Annotated in this window: 16 protein-coding genes; 10 read left to right on the top strand and 6 right to left on the bottom strand. The window is 63.2% G+C overall.

Annotation, left to right across the window (positions count from 1 at the left end; genetic code table 11):
• Window positions 1–14 precede the first annotated feature (14 nt).
• Window positions 15–1,328: a short-chain fatty acid transporter gene (locus OQ287_RS07580; RefSeq protein ID WP_250934984.1), complete on the bottom strand. Its 1,314-nt coding sequence runs from the start codon at window positions 1,326–1,328 to the stop codon at window positions 15–17.
• Window positions 1,329–1,484: 156 nt separating this feature from the next.
• On the opposite strand from OQ287_RS07580, the gene OQ287_RS07575 reads away from it, so the two are divergent.
• The 5 genes from OQ287_RS07575 (at window position 1,485) to OQ287_RS07555 (ending at window position 6,044) form a co-directional block, all read left to right on the top strand.
• Window positions 1,485–2,114 (top strand): tellurite resistance TerB family protein, encoded by a 630-nt coding sequence (locus OQ287_RS07575; protein WP_250934983.1) that lies wholly within the window; start codon window positions 1,485–1,487, stop codon window positions 2,112–2,114.
• Between the two features lie 187 nt (window positions 2,115–2,301).
• Window positions 2,302–3,432, top strand: coding sequence for an ABC transporter substrate-binding protein (locus OQ287_RS07570; RefSeq protein WP_250934982.1), 1,131 nt, complete (start codon window positions 2,302–2,304; stop codon window positions 3,430–3,432).
• Window positions 3,429–4,496 (top strand): FecCD family ABC transporter permease, encoded by a 1,068-nt coding sequence (locus OQ287_RS07565; protein WP_250934981.1) that lies wholly within the window; start codon window positions 3,429–3,431, stop codon window positions 4,494–4,496. The genes OQ287_RS07570 and OQ287_RS07565 overlap by 4 nt, the downstream gene beginning before the upstream one ends.
• Complete coding sequence (locus OQ287_RS07560; protein WP_250934980.1) at window positions 4,490–5,245, top strand: ABC transporter ATP-binding protein; 756 nt, start codon at window positions 4,490–4,492, stop codon at window positions 5,243–5,245. The genes OQ287_RS07565 and OQ287_RS07560 overlap by 7 nt, the downstream gene beginning before the upstream one ends.
• 46 nt (window positions 5,246–5,291) lie before the next feature.
• Window positions 5,292–6,044, top strand: coding sequence for a TraX family protein (locus OQ287_RS07555; RefSeq protein ID WP_265896062.1), 753 nt, complete (start codon window positions 5,292–5,294; stop codon window positions 6,042–6,044).
• A 15-nt stretch (window positions 6,045–6,059) separates the two neighbouring features.
• Here OQ287_RS07555 and OQ287_RS07550 read toward each other — a convergent pair whose 3' ends face one another.
• The 3 genes from OQ287_RS07550 to OQ287_RS07540 form a co-directional block, all read right to left on the bottom strand.
• Window positions 6,060–7,457 carry an NAD(P)/FAD-dependent oxidoreductase gene (locus OQ287_RS07550; protein WP_265896061.1) on the bottom strand — a complete coding sequence of 466 codons (1,398 nt, stop codon included), beginning with the start codon at window positions 7,455–7,457 and terminating at the stop codon, window positions 6,060–6,062.
• 139 nt (window positions 7,458–7,596) lie between these two features.
• Window positions 7,597–8,733: an alkene reductase gene (locus OQ287_RS07545; RefSeq protein WP_265896059.1), complete on the bottom strand. Its 1,137-nt coding sequence runs from the start codon at window positions 8,731–8,733 to the stop codon at window positions 7,597–7,599.
• Window positions 8,734–8,848: 115 nt separating this feature from the next.
• A complete protein-coding gene (locus OQ287_RS07540; protein ID WP_265896338.1) occupies window positions 8,849–9,376 on the bottom strand; it encodes a GNAT family N-acetyltransferase in 528 nt (175 codons plus the stop codon).
• Window positions 9,377–9,574: 198 nt separating this feature from the next.
• Here OQ287_RS07540 and OQ287_RS07535 point away from each other — a divergent pair, with 198 nt between their 5' ends.
• Complete coding sequence (locus tag OQ287_RS07535; protein WP_265896057.1) at window positions 9,575–10,849, top strand: nitrate regulatory protein; 1,275 nt, start codon at window positions 9,575–9,577, stop codon at window positions 10,847–10,849.
• A 339-nt stretch (window positions 10,850–11,188) separates the two neighbouring features.
• On the top strand, window positions 11,189–12,544 hold the full coding sequence (locus tag OQ287_RS07530) for an MFS transporter (RefSeq protein WP_265896055.1): 1,356 nt from the start codon (window positions 11,189–11,191) through the stop codon (window positions 12,542–12,544).
• 104 nt (window positions 12,545–12,648) lie between these two features.
• Here OQ287_RS07530 and cobA read toward each other — a convergent pair whose 3' ends face one another.
• Window positions 12,649–13,449, bottom strand: coding sequence for a uroporphyrinogen-III C-methyltransferase (gene cobA / locus OQ287_RS07525; RefSeq protein ID WP_265896337.1), 801 nt, complete (start codon window positions 13,447–13,449; stop codon window positions 12,649–12,651).
• 88 nt (window positions 13,450–13,537) lie between these two features.
• Entirely contained in the window at window positions 13,538–16,291 is a 2,754-nt protein-coding gene (locus OQ287_RS07520) for a nitrate reductase (RefSeq protein ID WP_265896053.1), read from the bottom strand.
• Window positions 16,292–16,849: 558 nt separating this feature from the next.
• On the opposite strand from OQ287_RS07520, the gene OQ287_RS07515 reads away from it, so the two are divergent.
• From OQ287_RS07515 to OQ287_RS07505, 3 genes are read left to right on the top strand one after another with little or no spacing between them, the layout of a single operon-like run.
• The gene (locus OQ287_RS07515) at window positions 16,850–18,097 is read left to right on the top strand and encodes an NAD(P)/FAD-dependent oxidoreductase (RefSeq protein ID WP_265896052.1); all 1,248 of its coding nucleotides are present in this window, start codon (window positions 16,850–16,852) and stop codon (window positions 18,095–18,097) included.
• Window positions 18,094–20,661, top strand: coding sequence for a nitrite reductase large subunit NirB (gene nirB / locus OQ287_RS07510; protein ID WP_265896051.1), 2,568 nt, complete (start codon window positions 18,094–18,096; stop codon window positions 20,659–20,661). Before OQ287_RS07515 ends, nirB begins: the two co-directional genes overlap by 4 nt.
• Window positions 20,658–21,059: a nitrite reductase (NAD(P)H) small subunit family protein gene (locus OQ287_RS07505; protein ID WP_250934964.1), complete on the top strand. Its 402-nt coding sequence runs from the start codon at window positions 20,658–20,660 to the stop codon at window positions 21,057–21,059. Before nirB ends, OQ287_RS07505 begins: the two co-directional genes overlap by 4 nt.
• Window positions 21,060–21,061 lie beyond the last annotated feature (2 nt).

The raw sequence follows: 21,061 nt of genomic DNA, 5'->3' as shown, positions 1-21,061 counted from the left end.
GTGAACATCACCGCCTAGAGAAAGGTCAGTCCCGCCCCGATCACCACGCCGGTAATGACCAGATGAATCATGCAAAAGCCCATGATATCCCGCGCGCCCAGCCCGGCAATGGCCAGCACCGGCAGTGCCCAGAAGGGCTGCAGTAGATTGGTCCACGCATCCCCCCACGCAACGCCCATGGCCACCCGGCCCACGTCAGCCCCGAGTGCCTGCGCGGCCGGCAGCATGACCGGGGCCTGAACGGCCCACTGCCCCCCGCCGGATGGCACGAAAAGGTTCACCAGCCCGGCACTGAGAAAGGACCAGAACGGCAGCGTATCGGCATCGGCGATCGACACGAACAGTTCCGAAAGTGACTGCGCCAGCCCCGACTCCACCATGATGGCCATGATGCCGGCATAGAACGGAAACTGGATGACGATCCCGGCGCCGCCCTTGATGGCCTCGGTCAGGCTGTTGAGCAGGTTGCGGGGCGTGCGGTGAAGCACCATCGCCAGAAAAAGAAACAGGAAGTTGACGCTGTTGAGGTTCAGCCCGCCGCCATCGACAATGAAATACACCACCAGATACAGCACACCGGGAATGCCTACCAGCCAGGACAGCCACGGGCTGTTTTCAAGGCGCTCGGCAGGCAGCGAAGCGTCTTTTCCGGCCACGGGCTCCGGTTCGGCCAGCTGCTCGGGCGTGACCAGCACGATGTCCCTTTCGTCCGGCATCATTGCCCGGTTGACCAGCGGCATGATCACGAAAAGTGCCGCCAGAATGGCCAGGTTATAAAATGAAAAGAGAGTCTCACTGGTTGGAATCACACCGATCCGGTCAGCCGTGAAATGACCGGGCGTGGCGATGGTGAGTGGAATGGAACCGGCCAGTCCGCCGTGCCATACCACAAAGCCGGAATAGGCACTGGCAATCAGCAGGCGGTAATCCACCCGAATTTCCCGGGCCAGCGCGCGGGCGAACAATGCCCCGATGACCAGCCCGAACCCCCAGTTGATCCAGCTGGCCATCAGTGACACCAGCGTCACCATCAGAATGGCCCGCCCGGGCGTGCCGGCCAGCCGCGCAAGCGCCGTCAGACCACGCCGGACCGGGGGCGAACTGGCCAGCAGATAACCGCTGACCAGTACCATCAGCATCTGCATCGAAAAGCTCAACAGCCCCCAGAATCCGCCGCCCCAGACCCTCAGCACCGCCATGGGCGACTGCCCTTCGACCAGCATGGCGGCGCCGGCCGCTATCAGTGTCAGCAACAGCACAAAGATATAGGCATCGGGTAGATAGCGCTCTACAAGCCGCACCACGGGACGAGCGACAACCTTGAGCATCTTGAGCCACCTCGGGTGAATAACGGTTTTTTGACCCTGGCACACTCCTGCGGCAAACCCTTCCTCAACCTTGGTCGAGCGCGACGGCCCCACCTCGAATGGCCTGAAGGGTCTATAAAGAGGGGGACACTTTCATTCATTGCGTCAGGAGAGCTCATGAACGCACAGAAGATCCTATCCCAGCTGATGAAGCAGGCTGCCCGTTCGTCGAGCAAAAAACACACCGCCGGCGATTCCGGATTCAACGTGTCCTCGCTTCTGGGCAGCGGCGCGCTGGGCATGCTGCTGGGAGGCCGGCGCGGGCGAAGCTCCATCAAGTACGCAGCCCTGGCAGGCCTGGGCAAAATGGCCTGGCAGGCCTGGCAGAAACACCGCAGTGAGAGCAGCTCGACCGCCGGTGAAGGTGAGCCGCTGGAACAGCTTGATGCCCAGGCCCGGGAGCAGCGCAGCCGGGTCATTCTCAAGGCGATGATTGCCGCGGCACGAGCCGACGGGCATATCGATGAGCGGGAACAGGACATGCTGGCCGGTCAGATGCGCGAGCTGGGTGCCGATGACGAGCTGCAGGCATGGGTCGAGCAGCAGATGGCGAGCCGGCTCGATGCCAGTGCCATCGCACGGGATGTGGATACCCCCCAGGCGGCCCGGGAAGTCTACCTGGCAAGCGTTGCCATCATTGATGAGCAAAATGACATGGAACGGGCATGGCTCGATCAGCTGGGCAGGGCGCTGGGGCTCGAGGCCGGCGTATGTACCGCGCTGGAGCGCGAGGCACAGGCGCAGTAGCCGCCTTCCTCCTCAACCGCACCGCCCACCCGGCCGGTGCGTTTTCACGACACTGCCCCCTGCCACGCTTCATGCCGATCCGGGCTCGGCAACAAAGCGATAACAGAGCGCCGCCAAATAGCGGTTTACAAGTGACAAACACTTCCAAATAATAAGCTCTATCATAAAAAGGCAGGACGTATCGGGCATGACATCAAGAATCATCACCGCATTAGTGCTGTGGGCGCTGTCCACGGCCGCATTCGCGCAGGAACGCATTACCGTTCACGATATCGCCGGCCGCGACGTGTCCGTTGAAGTCCCGGTAAAACGGATGATTCTGGGTGAGGGTCGAATGATCTATGCCCTGGCCATGCTGGACCGGGAAGCACCGTTCAAGCGGGTCGTGGGCTGGCGCGATGACCTCGCCAAGGCCGACCCGGGTTCCTGGGAGGCTTACAAAAAGCGCTACCCGGAGATCACGAAGATTCCGACCTTCGGTGGTTTCAAGGAAGGCACCTTCGATGTCGAACAGGCCATCACGCTTGACCCGCAGGTCGTGGTGATGAATATCGAGGCACGTGAAGCTACGGAAAGCTCCGGGCTTGACCGGAAGCTGGCCGCCGTGGGCATCCCGGTGGTGTACATCGATTTCCGTGAAAAGCCCATGCAGCACACCGACCCCAGCCTGCGCCTGCTGGGCCGCCTGACGGATCATTCGAAACGCGCCGACGAATTCATTGAATTCAGCAACGCCCATATCAAGGCCGTGACCGACCGACTGGCCAAGTCCAGCCCGACCACACCGGAAGTATTCATCGAGCGCGCCGCCGGCTACAGCGAGGAATGCTGCATGTCGTTCGGTAACGCCAACTTTGGCGAGATGGTGACCCTGGCCGGTGGACACAACATCGCAGGCGACATCATCCCGGGGACGTTCGGCACGGTGAACCCGGAGCAGGTCATCGCCTCCGACCCGTCGGTCTATATTGCCACCGGCGGCGAATGGAGCGGCTATGTCCCGGACGGCAAATGGATTCCTGCCGGTCCGAACAGCGACCAGGCCGAAGCCCGCAAGCGGCTTGAATACCTGCTGACCCGCCCGGCCCTAGCCCACACCGAAGCAGTGAAACAGGGTAACGTGCACGCCATCTGGCACCAGTTCTACAACAGCCCCTATCAGTTTGTGGCCATCGAACAGCTGGCCAAGTGGATTCACCCTGACCTCTTCAGGGACGTGGATCCTGACGCCACCCTGCGCGAGCTTTACTCCCGCTTTTTGCCCCTCGAGTATGCGCCCGGGTATTTCACGTCCCTGAACAAAGATGAGGATGCATGAGCGATACGCTTGCACCAACGGTTCACCGGGGCAGTCATTCCTACCGTGCCAGCATCGGCCGCCGCCTGCTTATTCTGCTCGGGCTGGCCGCTGCCCTGGTCGTATCCTTTGCCGTCGACCTGGCGACCGGACCCTATGACTACCCGCTGTCCGACGTAGTCACCACTCTGCTGTTCCCGGATGACGCTGACACCAAGATGCGCGTGATCCTGTGGGAGATTCGCATGCCGGTCGCGCTGATGGCGCTGACCGTCGGGGCTTCGCTGTCGGTGGCCGGTGCCCAGATGCAGACGATTCTGGCCAATCCCCTGGCCAGCCCGTTTACCCTGGGCATTTCTGCCGCGGCCGGGTTTGGCGCGGCCCTGGCACTGGTATTCGGCATTGCGCTGGTGCCGGTGCTGACGGCCTTCATCATTCCGCTCAATGCCTTTGTCATGGCCATGCTGGCTGCACTGGTGATTCACTTTTTCAGCCAGTTGCGGGGCGTGACCGTCGAGACGATCGTGCTGCTGGGCATTGCCATGGTCTTTACCTTCAATGCCCTGCAGGCCCTGCTTCAGTACCTTGCCAGCGAACAGGCACTGTCTGCCGTGGTGTTCTGGACCATGGGCAGCCTGGTCAAGGCGACCTGGACCAAGGTGGCGGTAACGGCCATGGCGCTGGTGCTGACCGTGCCCCTGTTCATTCGCCAGTCCTGGGCCCTGACGGCCCTGCGACTGGGAGATGCCCGCGCGGAAAGCCTGGGCGTCAACGTCAAGCGCCTGCGCCTGACCACTCTGATGCTCGTCAGCCTGCTGGCCGCCATTTCGGTATCGTTCGTCGGCAGCATCGGGTTTATCGGCCTGGTAGGCCCGCACATCGCCAGAATGCTGGTAGGGGAAGATCAACGCTTCTTCATGCCCGCCTCGATCCTGTGCGGCGCACTCATCCTCTCGGCCACCTCGGTGCTGAGCAAGATGCTGGTACCGGGCGCCATTTTGCCGATCGGCGTGGCAACAGCGCTGGTAGGTATCCCGTTCTTCTTCTCGTTGATCTTTGCAAGCAGGAAGCGTAACGCATGGTAAGCCTCGCCATTGAAGGCCTCGGCGTACGCTATGGCCGTACTCAGATACTGACCGACATCACGACGCCCGTGATTCACGACGGATCGATCATTGCCGTCATCGGCCCCAATGCCGCCGGCAAGTCGAGCCTGTTTCGCCGCATTGCCGGGCTGGCAGCCGGAGAAGGCCAGGTACATATCGAAGGCGTTCCCGACGGAGAACAGGCACTGGTGTACCTGCCTCAGGATACCAGCGCCAGCGCCGCCCTGACCGTGTTTGAATCCGTGGTCCTGGCTGCCAAGCAGGGACGCTCACTGAAGGTGACCGCCGAAGAGCTTGAGCGGATCGACGAACTGCTCGACTCGCTGCGCATTACCTCCCTCGCCTCCCGGTATCTGGCCGAACTCAGCGGGGGCCAGCGGCAGCTGGTCGGTATTGCACAAAGCCTCATCCGGCGCCCGCACATTCTGCTGATGGATGAGCCGACCGCCGCCCTCGACCTGCACCGCCAGATGGAAGTGCTGAGCCTGGTACGCCGACTGGCCGACGAGCGCCGGATGATCGTGATGATTGCCCTGCATGACCTGAACCATGCCCTGGGGTACTGTGACCAGGCCCTGGCCATCAGCCAGGGGCGCATGCATCGCTTCGGTCCCTGTGCCACCATCATTGACGAGCACCTGCTGGAACAGGTCTATCGTGTGGACGGCCACGTCGAGCGCAACTCCCTTGGCCAGCCTCAGGTCGTGCTCAAGGGCCCGCTGCTGTAACCGCTTCGACGCCACGCATGTACAGGGGGGGGGGTGAATGACCGGCATGCCACCTGCGCCCCCCTGCTCCGGATGGACGGAATGGGGCAAATGGCTCGCCCTGATCACCATGACGCTGGATCATGTTGCCCGCTACCTGCTGGTCCCGGCGGGCCACGGCCAGGCCCTGTGGATCATGGAAACGGCAGGGCGTATCGCCTTTCCGCTGTTTGCGGCCATGGTGGCCTGGCATGCCCTGTATGACACCTCCCGCCACTGGCGCTATACAAGGCGCCTGCTGATCATAGGCCTGGTGGCCCAGTTACCCTTCATGCTGCTGACCGGTGGGCTGGCGCTGAACGTGTGCTTTACGCTCGCGCTCGGTTTGATGCTGGCCTGCACCACGCGTGCCCTGATGCGGGAAGCGGCATGGAACCCGGCGACGGTGCTTCGGCATGTGCTGCTGGCCGCAGTCGGCCTGTTTCTCTGGTACGCCGTGGGGCCACGGCTTGAATACGGCCGGGACGGCGTGCTGATCATTCCGGCCTTCATGCTGGCGCAGTATCTGCTGGTCAATTACCCTCGCCTGACCGCTGCGCTGGGATGCCTGCCGGTATGCTGGCTTGCCACCCAACTCAATGACAGCACGCCCGCCCTGTTTTTTACCTGTGCCACCACGTTGTTCGTGCTGGTCATTGCTGCCCGCGGCGGCCATGACGTGCCGCGTCTGCCACCACGCGCGACGCTGCCGCGCTGGCTGTGGCGCAGCTGGTATCCAGGGCATCTGGGGATTATCGTTGCGCTGGTGGTAGTGCAGTGACCCGGCCTGAAGGGCCTACTCCACCATCCGCGATACGGCGTTGTTGACCGCATTGAGCGCAGGACTCAACCCCGGCACATGAAGGTCACGCTGCATCATCGCCTCTTCCAGACCATAGCTTGCTGACACGGCCTGAGCAGACATCCACCGCAGCGGTTCCGGCTCCCAGCGTTTCAGCACCTCTGCGGGACGGGCATTGGCATGCACCCAAGGCATCCGGGTACGCTCGGTCTGCTGCCCGGTGATCAGTTCCGCCAGCGTCTGCCCCATCAGGTGGGCCATGGCAGCCCCCTCTCCGGCGTAGCCACCGGCAGTGGCCATGCCGGTCTCCGCATCCAGAATGGCATGGGGCCGAAAGTGGCGTGACAGACCCAGCGTCCCGCCCCAGCCATGGGTAATACTGACCTTGCCAAGGCCGGGAAACAGGGCGTTCAGCAACCCCTCCCGCATGCGTTGATGCCGCGCGGAAATCCCGAACTCCGCCCGGGCAGGGCCGCCGAAATGGTAGTAGCCCTGTGCCCCGAAAATAAGCCGGTCATCCTGGCTGCGCTGGCCATAGGTCACCAGCCGACTGGCATCCCCGAAGGCCTGACGGCCGGCCAGGCCGATCTCGTCCCACTGCATGGAAGACAGCGGTTCGGTGGCAATCAGCATGCTCTCGATCGGCAGGATATGGCGCTTCAGCCCCAGATGACGGGTATAGCCCTCCGTAGACGTCACTACATGACGTGCCCTGACCCGGCCATGACGCGTGCGGGCAAGCCCCGGCGCCGTCTCCTCCACGGGACTGTGCTCGTAAAGGCGCACACCGCGCGCCACCAGCCGGACGGCCAGACCGTGCAGGAGCTTCACCGGATGAAAGGTCGCGACCTGACGCTGCAGGATACCGCCACGCTGATCACGAAACCGACCGATACGATCCATGGCATCAGGGTCCAGCCAGCGGCAGTCCTCGTCACGAAAGCCGATATGGTGCAGGTGCGCCAGGTATTCCCGCTGCACCTGCTCCTGTGCCGGATAACGGGCCGCCACATAGACCGCTCCTCCCTTGTGGTAGTCGGCCTCTATCCCTTCCCTTTCCAGCACGGCGCCAATGTCATCCACGTTGCGACACAGCAGATCACATACGGTCTGGCGCTTTGCCAGCGGCCAGTCGTCAATGTAGCGATCAAGCCCGGCCATGCTGCCGACCAGCCATCCACCGTTGCGCCCCGAGGCCCCATACCCCACATGCTCGGCTTCCAGTACCACAATCCTCAGCGAAGGGTCGGCATTACCGAGGTAATACGCGCTCCAGAGGCCGGTAAACCCGGCACCGATAATGACCACATCGGCGTCGATATCACCGTCAAGCCGTGAATAGGCCACCGGCGGGGTCGCAAGGCTATCGTGCCAGTAACAGGGGTGAGCCATGGGAACAGCATCTCCAGCAGAAACAGAAGGCCTACCATAGCGCAGCACGCTGCCCCGGGGGATAGCCCTGCACACAAAAAAGCCCGGGCACAGGGCCCGGGCGTCAGCAGAATGCGACTGTCAGTGCGTCAGTGCAGGATCAGGCACGGTCTGCGAGCATTTTTTCACGCGCCTTGCGGGTCTGCTCTTCCTGATAGGTGGGGAAGTCAACGTACCCGCGGGCATCGCCACCATAAAAGGTATCCGGGTCAAAGGGCGTCAGCGGCCAGTCGTTTTCCATCCGCTCCACCAGGTCCGGATTGGAGGTAAAGGGGCGGCCGAACACGGGCAGATCGATGGTGCCTTCATCCACCAGGCGCTGCGCTTCTTCCCTGTCGAGGTTGCCGGCAAACAGCAGCGTACCGGTATAGGCCTCACGGAACCTGCGCAGGAAGTCACGCGGCAGCGGGTTCTGACCCTGAGCGCCCTGGTCCATCAGGTGCACATAGGCCAGCCCACGCTTGCCGAGTTCTTCTGCCAGGTAGAGATAGGTGCCTTCAATATCGTCATACAGCGGCATGTCAAACAGCGTCGCATATGGCGTCAGCCGCACACCGACCCGATGGGCACCGATGAGGGCCACGGAGGCGTCGATGGATTCCAGCAGCAGCCGGCAGCGGTTTTCCCGCGAGCCACCATAGGCATCATCCCGGTCATTCAGCGCACCGTTGATGAACTGCTCAAGCAGATAGCCATTGGCCCCGTGCAGCTCCACACCATCAAAGCCGGCCTGCCGGGCATTGACGGCGGCCTGGGCAAAGTCACGCACCAGCCGGCCACATTCCTCGGTCGTAGCCGCACGCGGCTTGCTGGCCGCGAGCATATCCGGCATGCCGTCCTCGTTGTAGCCGAAGGCCATGCCGCCCTGGGTGGTCGTGCTGCTGATCGGAGCCGCACCGTTTTGCTGAATCGAGGTATGCGAGACCCGCCCTACGTGCCAGGTCTGGCAGAAGATTTTGCCACCGCGCTCATGCACGGCATCGGTGGCCTTTTTCCAGCCGGCAATCTGATCCGGGCTGAAGATCCCCGGGTTGAACAGATACCCCTGCCCCTCGCGTGAAATCGGGCTGCCTTCGGAAATGATCAGCCCGGCGCTGGCCCGCTGACGGTAGTACAGCGCGCCCAGCTCGTTGGGCACATCGTGTTCGCTGGCGCGGGAGCGTGTCATCGGGGCCATCACGACCCGGTTGTTCAGTCGGATGTCCTGAAGATCATACGGTGCAAAAATAGAAGTCAAACTGCCTCTCCCTGAGCAAATAGTGATCAGGGCATCATCGGCCCTGTTCATGGATGCCCAGAGCCTAGACGATAGTTAGCAGGTTAACAATAAAGTTTGTTTATCGCACCGGTAGTCAGCACTCAACCTGATGGTAGAGCACCATCCCACGGGCCTGATAATTGGCAAGCGCCGACGGATGATCAAGCGTACAGGTATGCACCCAGACCCGCCGTGTACCGGGCCAGCCCCAGGCCTTGCGCAGCGCCTCGCCAAGCAGCGGGCCGCCCAGCTTCTGATCCGTCCAGCCCGGGCACAGCCCCAGATAGCGAATTTCGGTAGTGACATGATCCGGCCGGTGAAGCTCGAAGTAGCCCACGAGGGTATCGCCCACCGTGGCAGTCCAGGTCCTGAGTGTCGGGTCTGCAATACGCTTCTGCCACTCCTCGTCGGTGGCTTCGTCCAGATCTTCCCACTGCCAGCCATCACCCACCAGATGATAGAGCCGTCGATTCAGCCGCCAGTCAGGGGGCGTCACCTCATCAACCACCATCCGGGGTGGAAGCGCGGGGGCGAGATCTTCTCGCGGAGCAGGCAGCTCCAGATAGAAGGTGGTACAGGAGGCAGGAATCATCACGGTTACCCGGCACAGGACATGTCGCATCACTATAGCTCAGCCCGGCATGATCGTCCGACCCACCAGGGATACGGATACTCCTGCTGAATGCTGCGCCGTGATGGATGCCCCTGGACGTTCGTCGTACCTGACCGGGGGCATGTGGTATACCCTTGAGGGACAGCCAGACCACACAACAATAACGCTATCGACGACCTCCTCCGAGCGGGGCCAGAGGATAAGACCGTGACGACTGCACCCATCGAGCGGCTGTTGAAAGCCGCCCACGACGCCGAGCTGGAACGACTGGCTCACTTGAGTGATACCTGCCTGCTGGTCGGTGATACCTGCCGACTGGTGCACGCCCTTCAACGCGAGCGAGGGGCTTCGAGTATTTATCTGGGCTCCCACGGCCAGCGCTTTGTGCACCAGCGCCGCCAGCGTATCGAGGAATCCGTTCAGGCCGGAGAGCTGCTGAATGAACGCCTGAGTCAGTGGGCCCTGCCGGAACATGCTCCCTCCAGCGCCTTCAGGCATGCCGGACCGGGGCTTATGAGACGGACTGCCGCAGTCTGGCAGGGAATGAATGCCCTGCCCGGGCTGCGCACCCGGATCGACACACTGGACGTCACCGTTGATGACACCCTGCGCCTTTACAACCGGTTGATCAGTACACTTCTGTCCGTGGTATTTGAAGCTGCCGACACGGCGGATAACCCGGTAATCGCCCGTGCGCTGGTCAGCCTGTTTCATTTCATTCAGGGCAAGGAGCTGGCCGGTCAGGAACGTGCCTGCACCGCCTTCGGGTTTACCCAGGGCACCTTTGACGCTGATTTGCAGCATACCCTCACGCAACTGATCGACGCACAGCAGCGCTGCCTGGAGACCTTTACCGAATTTGCAACCCCGGCACAGCAGGCACTCTGGCAACAGGCCGGCTCACCGCCGATGAACGAAGCGCTTGAATGGCTTCGCCAGCTGGCGCACCACGGTACGCCTCTGCCGGCCGGGCTCCAAGATCCTGGAGAGCAGTGGTACGCCCTGGCCACACAACGCATTGACGGCATGAAGCGCGTGGAAGACCAGCTGGTGGCCGATCTGCATCAATGCTGTCATGAGCAGTTGCAATCGTGCCGAGACACCCCGTTCGACGCCTCGGCCCACCTCAATGACCTTCCGGAGGAGCCCGGCTCACCGCTGCCGTCAATGGACAGCGATGCAGCCACTGCCTCTCTGGCGACCAGCACCATGGGATTTCACCTGGGATGCGGGCTGGTGGGGCTGGTGCAGGCCCAGAACAGCCGCCTGGCAAAACTCAGTGACGAGCTTGAGCACACCCGCCGCCACCTGCGGGAGCGCAAGCTGATCGAGCGGGCCAAGGGCCTGTTGATGGCCCATGAGGCGCTCTCGGAAGAGGCCGCCTATCGGTTGCTGCGCAAGACAGCCATGGATCAGGGCAAGCCACTGGTTGCGGTGGCGCGGGCCGTCATGGACCTGATGGTTGATCGCCCCGCCCCCTGAAGCCCCCGCCACGCGCTGGTGCGCCCTTCCCCGCGGGTGCACCACGCCTGCCCACAACAACGGCCCGCCACCACCCTCGCACCACGCAACCCCCTGAAAAATAACGGCTTACCTTGAGATGGCACTTCGTATGCTTTGAAAGGATGACTCGGGCCAACGGCGGTCCGATCGGTTGTCTAACGGCAACCCTGTCATCTTTCATTGCAGGCCGGCCCCACCCGGACCCGCAGAGGACAACGGCGTCCATCCTGTTTCGTGCCCCCGCGAAACGAGATGGACGCCGTTTTCGTTTTGGCGCGACGCCATTCAGGTGCCGTCGTTACCCACGGAGCACGAGTCATGAACATCCGACACAAAGCCAACAGGATCCGCCTGTTCACGCTATCAACGCCGCAGATGCGCGCATTTCACATGTCCTGGTTCGCCTTTCACGTCTGCTTTTTCGGCTGGTTCGGCATTGCGCCGCTGATGGCGGTCGTGCGAGACGACCTGGGCCTGACCAAGACCCAGATCGGCAACACCATTATTGCCTCGGTCGCCATCACTATTGTGGTTCGGCTGGTCATCGGGCTGCTGTGCGACCGCATCGGACCGCGCAAGGCCTATACCTGGCTTTTGTGCCTTGGCTCCCTGCCGGTCATGCTGATCGGGCTGGCCGACAGCTTTGAAACCTTTCTGATGGCACGGCTGGCGATCGGCGCCATTGGCGCCTCGTTCGTGATTACCCAGTACCATTCCACCATGATGTTTGCCCCCAACGTGGTGGGTACCGCCAACGCCACCACTGCCGGATGGGGCAACCTGGGTGGCGGGACAACCCAGATACTGATGCCACTGGTGTTTTCGGGCATCCTGATGCTTGGCGTCAATGAAGCCCTGGGCTGGCGGCTGGCCATGGTTGTGCCCGGCATCGTGCTGTTTCTGACCGGCGTTGCCTATTACCGCTTCACGCAGGACGCCCCGGATGGCAACTTCAGTGACCTGCGTTCCCGTGGCGAGCTGCCACCGGCCACGAAGGAACACGGCGCCCTGCAAAGCTTCCTGTCAGCGGCGAAGGACATTCGGGTCTGGGCCCTGTTTATCGTCTACGCGGCCTGCTTTGGCGTCGAGCTGACCATCAACAACATCGCCGCCATCTACTTTTTCGACACGTTTTCGCTGAGTCTGGCCACCGCCGGGCTGATTGCCGGTCTGTTCGGCATGATGAACCTGTTTGCCCGTACCCTGGGCGGCGTATTTTCCGACCTGTTTGCTCGCCGGGGCGGGCTCAAGGGACGGGTTCGCTGGCTGTTCGTGGCCATGCTGTGTGAAGGCATCGCCCTGATCGGCTTTGCCCAGATGCAGACGCTGGCCGTGGCTATCGGCATCATGCTGGTCTTCAGTCTCTTTGTGCAGATGGCGGAAGGGGCCACGTTCGGCGTGGTGCCCTTTATCAATAAAAAGGCCCTGGGCGCCGTGGCCGGCATCGTGGGCGCGGGAGGCAATGCAGGCGCCGTTGCAGCAGGCTTTCTGTTTCGCAGCGAATCGCTGAGTTACCAGCAGGGGCTGTTTTACCTCGGTGTGGCCGTGATACTGGCATCGCTGTGCACCCTTGCCGTCCGCTTCACTCCCGCCACCGAAGCCGAAGAAGGCCTGGCCTATGAGCAGGCCAGTGGTGAGCGGGGGAATTCCGCCCAACCTGCGGCAGCGCGCTGACGCCACTGCTTCTGTCATCCCGGCGCTGCCGGGGTACTGACACGAAAACGCCGTCATGGTCATGACGGCGTTTTTTAATGACGCGTATTACACCTGCTCCACGATCAGCCAGACAAGGTGGTCTGTAGCGATTTTTCGGTGGTCATGGATATGGCCTGCTGCATCGAGACCACACTGCCCACGACAATCAGACAGGGCGACGGCAGCGGCGCGTGCGCCAGCACATCCGGCATGTCGCGCAGCGTACTGACGCGCACCTGCTGGCTCGGCAGGGAGGCATGGGCAATCAGCATCATCGGCCAGTCGGCAGGCAACCCTGCCTGCATCAGGCCCTGGCTGATTTCGCCCACCCGGCCCAGCCCCATGTAAAACACCAGCGTTTCATCGCGCCGTGCAAGGCCCTGCCAGTCAGGCCCGTGCCCGGCGCGGTACTGCTGCGCGGTGATAAAGCGAAGGCCCTGAGCATGGGCGCGGTCCGTCAGTGGCATGCCAAGCGCAGCGGCGGCGCCGGAGGCGGCGGTAATGCCAGGCACGATCTCGGCGTCGATCCCGACCTCGGCCAGCGCAGAAAGCTCCTCTCCCATTCGGCCAAATACCCCCGGATCACCCCCCTTGAGCCGCACAACGCGCTTGCCCTCACCGGCCAGCCGCACCAGCAGCGCGCCGATCTCCGCCTGAGGTACGCTGTGATGGCCACAGGCCTTGCCCACGTAATAGCGCTCACATCCCGGCGGGATGCGCGCCAGAATATCCGGGCCGACAAGCCGGTCATAGACCACCGCCTCGGCGGCGCTGATCCGATCAAGTGCCCGAATCGTCAGCAGATCCAGCGCCCCGGGGCCTGCCCCGACCAGCGCGACCTGTCCCGACAGGGCGGCAGGCAACGCGGTGCGCGCCGGTGGCATCGCTGTGCGCCCGGCCAGACGCCCCTGAGCCATCTGGCTCAGCCGCGCCATCCAGCGGATGGGGTTTAATCGCGGAGCACGCAATGGGTTACAGGCGGACATGGTCACGCTCCTCTTCCAGAAGGGCTTTAAGTTCAGGTTGGCAGGAGCCGCACTGTGTGCCGCAGGCCAGCCGGGCCCCCAGGGCCTCGATACTGTGATCGCCATCGCGGATGGCGGCCTGAATGGCATATTGCCCGACCTGATGACAACTGCAGATAATTGGTCCGTCATCACGGGCATCACTGTCACGACCAGCCAGAATGCGCCGGCGTACCGCCATGGAGATGCCTTCGGAGGATGCCTCGCCGAACAGCGCATCCAGCCACAGTGGTGACGGCAGCGTGTCAGGCGGGCCAACCATCAGCCACCAGTTCAGGCGGCCATCCTGCAGGCTGCTTGCCCGCAGACGCCCACGGGCGTCGTCCACGCTCCACTGTGACAGGGGCCCGGGCAGGGTATCTTCAATCCAGGCCAGCCAGTCCCGTTCGGCCATGTCACTGTCTTCGGCCAGCTGCCAGCGCACGGCGTGGCACATCGGGATCCGAGCCCAGTACGCACAGTCGCGAACAGGCTGAAGGTCTTCGGCCAGTTCGGTTGTCACCATCAGCGTGGCTTCACGGCCATGGGTCAGCGGGCGCACATTAACCGCGCCATGCTTGGATTCCGGCTGGCCGGATATCGGGTCCACGTACGGGGCCAGCAGGGCATTGGCCCTGGCACGGCCGCTGAATGCTTCGTTCCAGTGCATTGGCACAAATACCTCGCCGCGGCGCTGGGCACGAGCGATCCGTGCCCGGCCACGAAATCGTCCACAGATCCCGGTCAGCTCAACAAGCTGACGATCCTTGATGCCGTGTGCCTCGGCGTCCTCCGGGTGCAGGTCGACAAAGGGCTCGGCACGATGATTCATCAACCGGGCGGAACGCGCCGTGCGAGTCATGGTGTGCCACTGATCACGCACCCGTCCGGTATTGAGCCGCAGGGCATACGTAGCATTCAGAGCCTGCTGCGGGCCACACGGCCTCACCGGCATCAATCGGGCCCGCCCGCTCGGCGTGGGAAAGTGTCCGTCGGTAAACAGGCGCGCCGTGCCGGCCGGTGCCCGGGCATTGACCGGCCACTGTATCGGCGCCAGCGCGTCATACTCATCCCGCGTCAACGAGGCCAGACCGGAAATATCGAATACGCGCCAGCCCGCCGCGCCCGGGTCGTTATCCAGGCCTGAAAGCCGGGCATGCTCGGCAAAGATGGTGGCCGGATGGTCGTAGTCAAAGGCCTGGGCAAAGCCGAGCCGACGCGCCACCTCGGTCATGATCCACCAGTCGTGCCGGGCCTCGCCGGGCGGTTCGGTCAGCCCGCGCTGGCGTGAAATACAGCGCTCGGAGTTGGTGACGGTACCGTCCTTTTCCGACCAGCCGGTGGCCGGCAGGATGATGTCGGCCACATCCAGTACCTCGGCATTGGCCATGCAGTCCGACACGATGACCAGCGGACAGGCCGCCAGAATGCGCTTGACCCGGTCAGCGTCCGGGAGGCTGACCACCGGGTTGGTCGCCATGATCCATACCGCCTGTACCTCCCCCCGTTCGATGGCCTCGAAAAGCGCCACCGCCTTGAGGCCAGGCCCGTCCGGCAGCGTCGGCACCAGTGTGCCGGTCTGCCAGAAGCGCGTGACGCGCTCCAGGGCCTGCGGGGTGTGGTAATCCATGTGGGCCGCCAGCTGATTGGCCAGCCCGCCCACTTCACGGCCACCCATCGCATTGGGCTGTCCGGTGATCGAAAACGGCCCGGCACCGGGCAGGCCGATACGCCCCCCGGCCAGATGGCAATTGATGATTGCCTGGCATTTATCGGTGCCGCTGCTGGACTGATTGATGCCCTGAGAGTACAGGGTCACGACATGCAGCTGGCTGGTAAACCAGTAATAGAAGGTTTCCAGCCGCTCAGGGTCGATATCGCAGTCGGCAGCGATGGCGTCAAGGGTGACATCCGCCTCGCAGGCAGCCGCCAGAGCCTCCTCAAGGCCTTCTGCATGACGGTCCAGATAGACCTGATCCATGCGCCCGGTGCGGTGCATGAAGGCCAGCAGACCGTTGAACAGCCGTGCGTCGCTGCCGGGGGCAATGCCCAGGTACAAATCGGCAATGTCGCAGCTGTCGGTCACCCGCGGATCAATCACCACAATGCGCATCAGCGGATTACGCGACCGGGCCGTCTTGAGCCGCTGATACAGCACCGGATGGTTCCAGGCCAGATTGGAGCCGACCAGCACGACCAGTTCTGCCTCCTCAAGATCGTCATAGCAGCAGGGTACGGCATCTGCCCCGAAGGCACGCTTGTAGGCGGCGACCGCCGAGGCCATGCACAGCCGTGAATTGGTATCCACATGCGGTGTACCAAGAAACCCCTTGAACAGCTTGTTGGCCACATAGTAATCCTCGGTCAACAGCTGACCGGACAGGTACGCCGCCACGGCGTGATTGCCATGCGTGCTGCGGGTCGCGCTCAACCGGGCAGCGACCTGATCCAGCGCGTCATCCCAGCTGGTTATCGCACCATCTACACGCGGATGCAGCAGCCGACCTGAATGCCCCAGTGTTTCATGCAGCGCACTGCCCTTGACGCACAGCCTTCCCTGATTGGCGGGATGGGTCGTATCGCCGGCGACGGCCGTGATTCGGCCCTGTTCAAGCGTGGCGCTTACGCCACACCCCACCCCACAGTAGGGGCAGGTGGTCGCGGCCTGGCAGGGAGCGGCGTTGTGTACACTCGGCGGGTGTACGGCACGGGCATCGGACATGAAGCCTCCTTGAAAACGACAGAGGCCTGACGTCACGTTGCCGTGAGGTCAGGCCTCTTTGCCTGATGCCGGCAGATGCCGGCACAGTGATGTGCTGTCGGATGAAGCGGGAATACTGTCGGGCTGGAACCCCATTGTTCCGCACCGCGTACCAAATGAAGGCAATTATCACTCCTTGATGATCGTTTTCATTCAAAAACAGGCAGTTGCGCATGAATATCGAAAGACAAGGCGCCGCTTGACCCGCATCGGCATGGGATCATGGCTGGAAATGGTGCATATCGCGCAGCGAGTGCACCGAGCATGATCATTTCAGTAGCCCACCCGCCAACCCGACGATAGCCCTGACCATCCAACTGCTTGAATTGAAAAATATTCCCCGCACATGGCACACCTTTCGCCTTGTCAGACTCATGACCGGCCAACGACGGCCGCAGCACATGACATCGTTATTCCTTCAGGCAAAGGCGCCTGATGCCACGAAGCTTCGGCCTGGTGGCATCAGGCGCCTTTTTCGTGGTGGTAGTGCGCAACGCGCCACCACCCAAGGAGATCAGCATGACAGATACGACAGGCTACTCCCCGCCCCATGAACACCTGGTAGTGGTCGGCAATGGCATGGCCGGGCACCGACTTGTCACCGCCCTGATGGCCCGGCCCGACCGACCGCCCCGCATTACCGTGATCGGTGAAGAAGCCACTACCGCCTACAACCGCATTCTGCTGTCGCCCTGGCTGGCCGGCGAGATTGACCGTGACAGCCTCGACTTGCCCGCTCCGGCGACGCATGGCCTGCACTGGCATCTGGGTGAGCAGGTAACCGGCATTGATCGCACTGCCCGCACCCTGTGGACCGATCAGGGTACGCGCCTTGAATATGATCGCCTCGTGCTGGCCACCGGCGCCCGCCCCACCCTGCCGGACATGCCAGGCATTGGCCTTGGCAATATTGGCGGGTTCCGCACGCTGGAAGACAGTCACTGGCTGATGCAGCGCACCGCGGGGCAACGCGCCGTGGTGGTCGGTGGCGGGTTACTGGGGCTCGAGGCCGCCGAAGGGCTTCGAAAACGCGGGGTGGAAGTCACCCTGCTGCAGCGCAGCGACCGATTGATGAATCGCCAGCTCGACGTTGTGGCCGCCAGCTGGCTGAAGGACACCCTGACCCAACGCGGGCTTACGGTGGAAACCGGCGCGCAGCTGGCCCGGTGCGAAGGTAACGCCGATGGCCAGGTATGCGCCGTGGTGCTGGCCGATGGGCGTCGTCTGGCCACCGACTGCGTCATCATCGCCGCCGGCATTACCCCCAACACCGAGCTGGGCCGACTTGCCGGGCTGGACGTGAACAAGGGCATCTGCGTCGATGGCCACCTCACCACCCGGGACCCGGCCATCCACGCTCTGGGCGAATGCGCCGAAGTGGCAGGCACCACCGTCGGACTGGTGGAGCCGATCTGGGAGCAGGTCGAGACCCTGGCCGACGTGCTCTGCGGGCACGCGACCCCGGCCCATGTCCCGATGCCCAGCGCCACGCGGCTCAAGGTGGCCGGCATTGATCTGTACAGCTTCGGCGCGGCCGACCCGGCCCCCGGTGTGGAATCGATGACCTACGCCGACCCGGGCAACGGCGATTACCGCCGCCTGCTGATTGCCGACGACCGCCTGGTGGGCGCCGTGCTGTACGGCGACACCACCGATGGCCCCGCCCTGTTTCGGCTGGCCCAGGCCGGCACCGCCCTGGGGGCGGCTCGAGAGACACTGATTTTCGGCGCAGCCGATGCCACCCACCCTCTGCAGGAGGTCGCATGACCACGTCCCATTCCCCTCGGCTGATCGTGATAGGCAACGGCATGGTCGGCCATTATTTTCTGGAACAGCTGGTTGAACGCGGCGCTCATGAGCGCTTTGCGATCACGGTGTTCGGCGAGGAGCGCCACCGGGCCTACGACCGTGTGCACCTCTCCGAGTACTTCAGTGGCCGGGACGCCGAGGGGCTGGCGCTCGGCGAAGCCGATTTCTGCGCGCGCCACGGCATCGAGCTGCGCCTGGGCGAGCACGTCAGTACCATTGATCGCAGCGCCAGGACCGTGACCACCGAACGCGGCGACCTCCCCTATGACCAGCTGGTGCTCGCCACCGGCTCCTACCCGTTCGTACCGCAGATTCCGACCGTGGACGACGGCACCGGCCACGCCGGGCTGGTCTACCGCACCCTTGACGACCTTGACCGCATCCGCGACGCCGCCGCGGGCGTGGCCGATAACGCCCACCGGCGCGGCGTGGTAATCGGCGGCGGGCTTCTGGGTCTCGAGGCCGCCAACGCGCTGACCTCGCTCGGGCTTGAGGCGCATGTGGTCGAGTTCGCGCCCCGATTGATGCCCGTGCAGCTGGACGACGAAGGTGGCCGAGCGCTGAAACGCCAGATCGAGGCACTCGGCGTGCACGTGCACGTCGACCACGCCACCACCGAGATCACCCCGGGCGAGACCCACCGCTACCGGATGCATTTCAAGGACCATGAGCCGCTCGAGACCGATTTGATCGTATTTTCCGCCGGTATTCGCCCGCAGGACCGGCTGGCGCGTGAGTGCGGACTGACCCTCGGCGAGCGCGGCGGCGTGATGATCAACGATGCCTGTGTGACCTCCGATCCGTCGATCTACGCCATTGGCGAGTGCGCCCTGTGGAGCGGTCGTGTCTTCGGCCTGGTCGCGCCGGGCTACACCATGGCCCGCACCGCTGCCGACCAGTTGGTAGGGCTTGAAGGTGAACCGTTTGCAGGCGCCGACATGTCGACCAAACTCAAGTTGCTGGGCGTGGATGTGGGCTCGATCGGCGACGCTCATGGCCATACCGAGGGCGCCATCAGCTACCGCTTCATTGATGAAGCCACTCATGGCTACCGGCGGCTGGTGGTCTCGGCTGACGGCAAGACCGCGCTCGGCGCCGTACTGGTCGGCGACAACAGCTACTACGACACCCTGCTGCAGTACGTGCAAAACGGCATTGCCCTGCCCGATGACCCCGCCAGCCTGATACTGCCCCACAGTGACGGCGCACCGACCCTCGGGGCCGATGCCCTGCCGGACACCGCCATGATCTGCTCCTGCCATAACGTCTCGAAGGGGGCAGTGTGCCAGGCCGTGGAGGCCGGCTGCAGCGACATGGCCACCCTCAAGGCCGATACAAAAGCCAGTACCGGATGTGGCGGCTGCACGGCGCTTTTGAAGCAGGTGTTCGAACATGAGCTGGAAAGCCGCGGCATCAGCGTCGACAAGAGTCTCTGTGAACACTTTGCCTATACCCGCCAGGAGCTTTACAGCCTGGTACGCGTCGAGGAGCTGACCAGCTTCGAGGCGTTGCATGCACGGCACGGCACCGGGCAGCTGGGGTGTGACATCTGCAAGCCCGCCGTGGCCTCGATTCTGGCATCCTGCTGGAATGCCCCGATCATGGATGCCTCCCTGGTGCCACTGCAGGACACCAACGATACCTTCATGGCCAACATGCAGAAAAACGGCACCTACTCGGTGGTGCCGCGCATTCCCGGCGGTGAAATCACCCCCGACAAGTTGATCGCCATGGGGGCAGTAGCGAAGAAATATGACCTCTATACCAAGATCACCGGCGGCCAGCGCATCGACCTGTTCGGGGCCGAACTGCAGGATTTGCCCGAGATCTGGCGTGAGCTGATTGATGCCGGCTTCGAGACCGGCCACGCCTACGGCAAATCCACTCGTACGGTAAAATCCTGTGTCGGTAATACCTGGTGCCGCTACGGCGTGCAGGACAGCGTTGCCATGGCCCTGACGATTGAAAACCGCTACAAGGGACTACGCTCGCCGCACAAGCTCAAGTTTGCGGTATCCGGCTGTACCCGCGAGTGCGCCGAAGCCCAGAGCAAGGATGTCGGCGTGATCGCCACCGAGCACGGCTGGAACCTGTACGTCTGCGGGAATGGCGGCATGCGCCCTCGCCACGCCGAGCTGTTCGCCACCGACCTGGACGACGCCACCCTGCTCAAGCTGATTGACCGCCTGCTGATGTTCTATATCCGCACGGCTGACCGCCTTCAGCGCACCTCGGTATGGCGGGAAAGCCTGGAGGGCGGGCTGGACTACCTGAAGGACGTCATCATCCATGACAGCCTCGGGCTGGGAGACACCCTGGAAGCCCAGATGCAGCACGTGGTCGACCAGTACGAATGCGAGTGGGCCAATGCCCTCAAGGACCCGGAAAAGCTCAAGCGTTTCCGCACCTTCGTCAACGATTCGCGCCGCGACCCCGACATCATCGCCGTTTCCGAACGTAACCAGCCGCGCCCGGCGCGACCTGACGAGATCAAGGCCCTGGCAGTGGAGATATCCTCATGAGTACATCCTGCGCTGCACCTCACACCACCGACGCAGTATACCTGTGCCACCGTCGGGATCTGGTGGCCGGTTCCGGCGTGGTGGCCTGGTACAATGGCCATCAGATCGCGCTGTTCCATCTGCCGGCTCGCCCCGGCGAGGCCGACGTGACTGACCCTCACGAGAACGCCACTGACCGGGGCGAGGCGCTCTACGCGCTGGATAACCACGACCCGTTTTCCGGCGCCAACGTGATCGGCCGCGGCATCATCGGCCATGTGAACGGCGAGGCAGTGGTGGCCTCTCCCATTTACAAGCAGCACTTCCGGCTCCGCGATGGCGTCTGCCTGGAAGACCCCGAGAAGCGCCTGACCACCTGGCCTGTTTGCCTGCGCGGTGACGATGTGCTGCTGGAATAACC

The organism is Larsenimonas rhizosphaerae (genome assembly GCF_026240105.1).
In the GTDB taxonomy this organism is placed as follows: domain Bacteria; phylum Pseudomonadota; class Gammaproteobacteria; order Pseudomonadales; family Halomonadaceae; genus Larsenimonas; species Larsenimonas rhizosphaerae.
This window is presented reverse-complemented; position numbering and strand designations above follow the sequence as displayed.

Bases quoted from the DNA above. Each gene is read 5' to 3' on its own strand.
- OQ287_RS07580 (WP_250934984.1), bottom strand. From the start codon at position 1,328: ATGCTCAAGGTTGTCGCTCGTCCCGTGGTGCGGCTTGTAGAGCGCTAT.
- OQ287_RS07575 (WP_250934983.1), top strand. From the start codon at position 1,485: ATGAACGCACAGAAGATCCTATCCCAGCTGATGAAGCAGGCTGCCCGT.
- OQ287_RS07570 (WP_250934982.1), top strand. From the start codon at position 2,302: ATGACATCAAGAATCATCACCGCATTAGTGCTGTGGGCGCTGTCCACG.
- OQ287_RS07565 (WP_250934981.1), top strand. From the start codon at position 3,429: ATGAGCGATACGCTTGCACCAACGGTTCACCGGGGCAGTCATTCCTAC.
- OQ287_RS07560 (WP_250934980.1), top strand. From the start codon at position 4,490: ATGGTAAGCCTCGCCATTGAAGGCCTCGGCGTACGCTATGGCCGTACT.
- OQ287_RS07555 (WP_265896062.1), top strand. From the start codon at position 5,292: ATGCCACCTGCGCCCCCCTGCTCCGGATGGACGGAATGGGGCAAATGG.
- OQ287_RS07550 (WP_265896061.1), bottom strand. From the start codon at position 7,457: ATGGCTCACCCCTGTTACTGGCACGATAGCCTTGCGACCCCGCCGGTG.
- OQ287_RS07540 (WP_265896338.1), bottom strand. From the start codon at position 9,376: ATGCGACATGTCCTGTGCCGGGTAACCGTGATGATTCCTGCCTCCTGT.
- OQ287_RS07530 (WP_265896055.1), top strand. From the start codon at position 11,189: ATGAACATCCGACACAAAGCCAACAGGATCCGCCTGTTCACGCTATCA.
- cobA (WP_265896337.1), bottom strand. From the start codon at position 13,449: ATGCCACCGGCGCGCACCGCGTTGCCTGCCGCCCTGTCGGGACAGGTC.
- OQ287_RS07520 (WP_265896053.1), bottom strand. From the start codon at position 16,291: ATGTCCGATGCCCGTGCCGTACACCCGCCGAGTGTACACAACGCCGCT.
- OQ287_RS07515 (WP_265896052.1), top strand. From the start codon at position 16,850: ATGACAGATACGACAGGCTACTCCCCGCCCCATGAACACCTGGTAGTG.
- nirB (WP_265896051.1), top strand. From the start codon at position 18,094: ATGACCACGTCCCATTCCCCTCGGCTGATCGTGATAGGCAACGGCATG.
- OQ287_RS07505 (WP_250934964.1), top strand. From the start codon at position 20,658: ATGAGTACATCCTGCGCTGCACCTCACACCACCGACGCAGTATACCTG.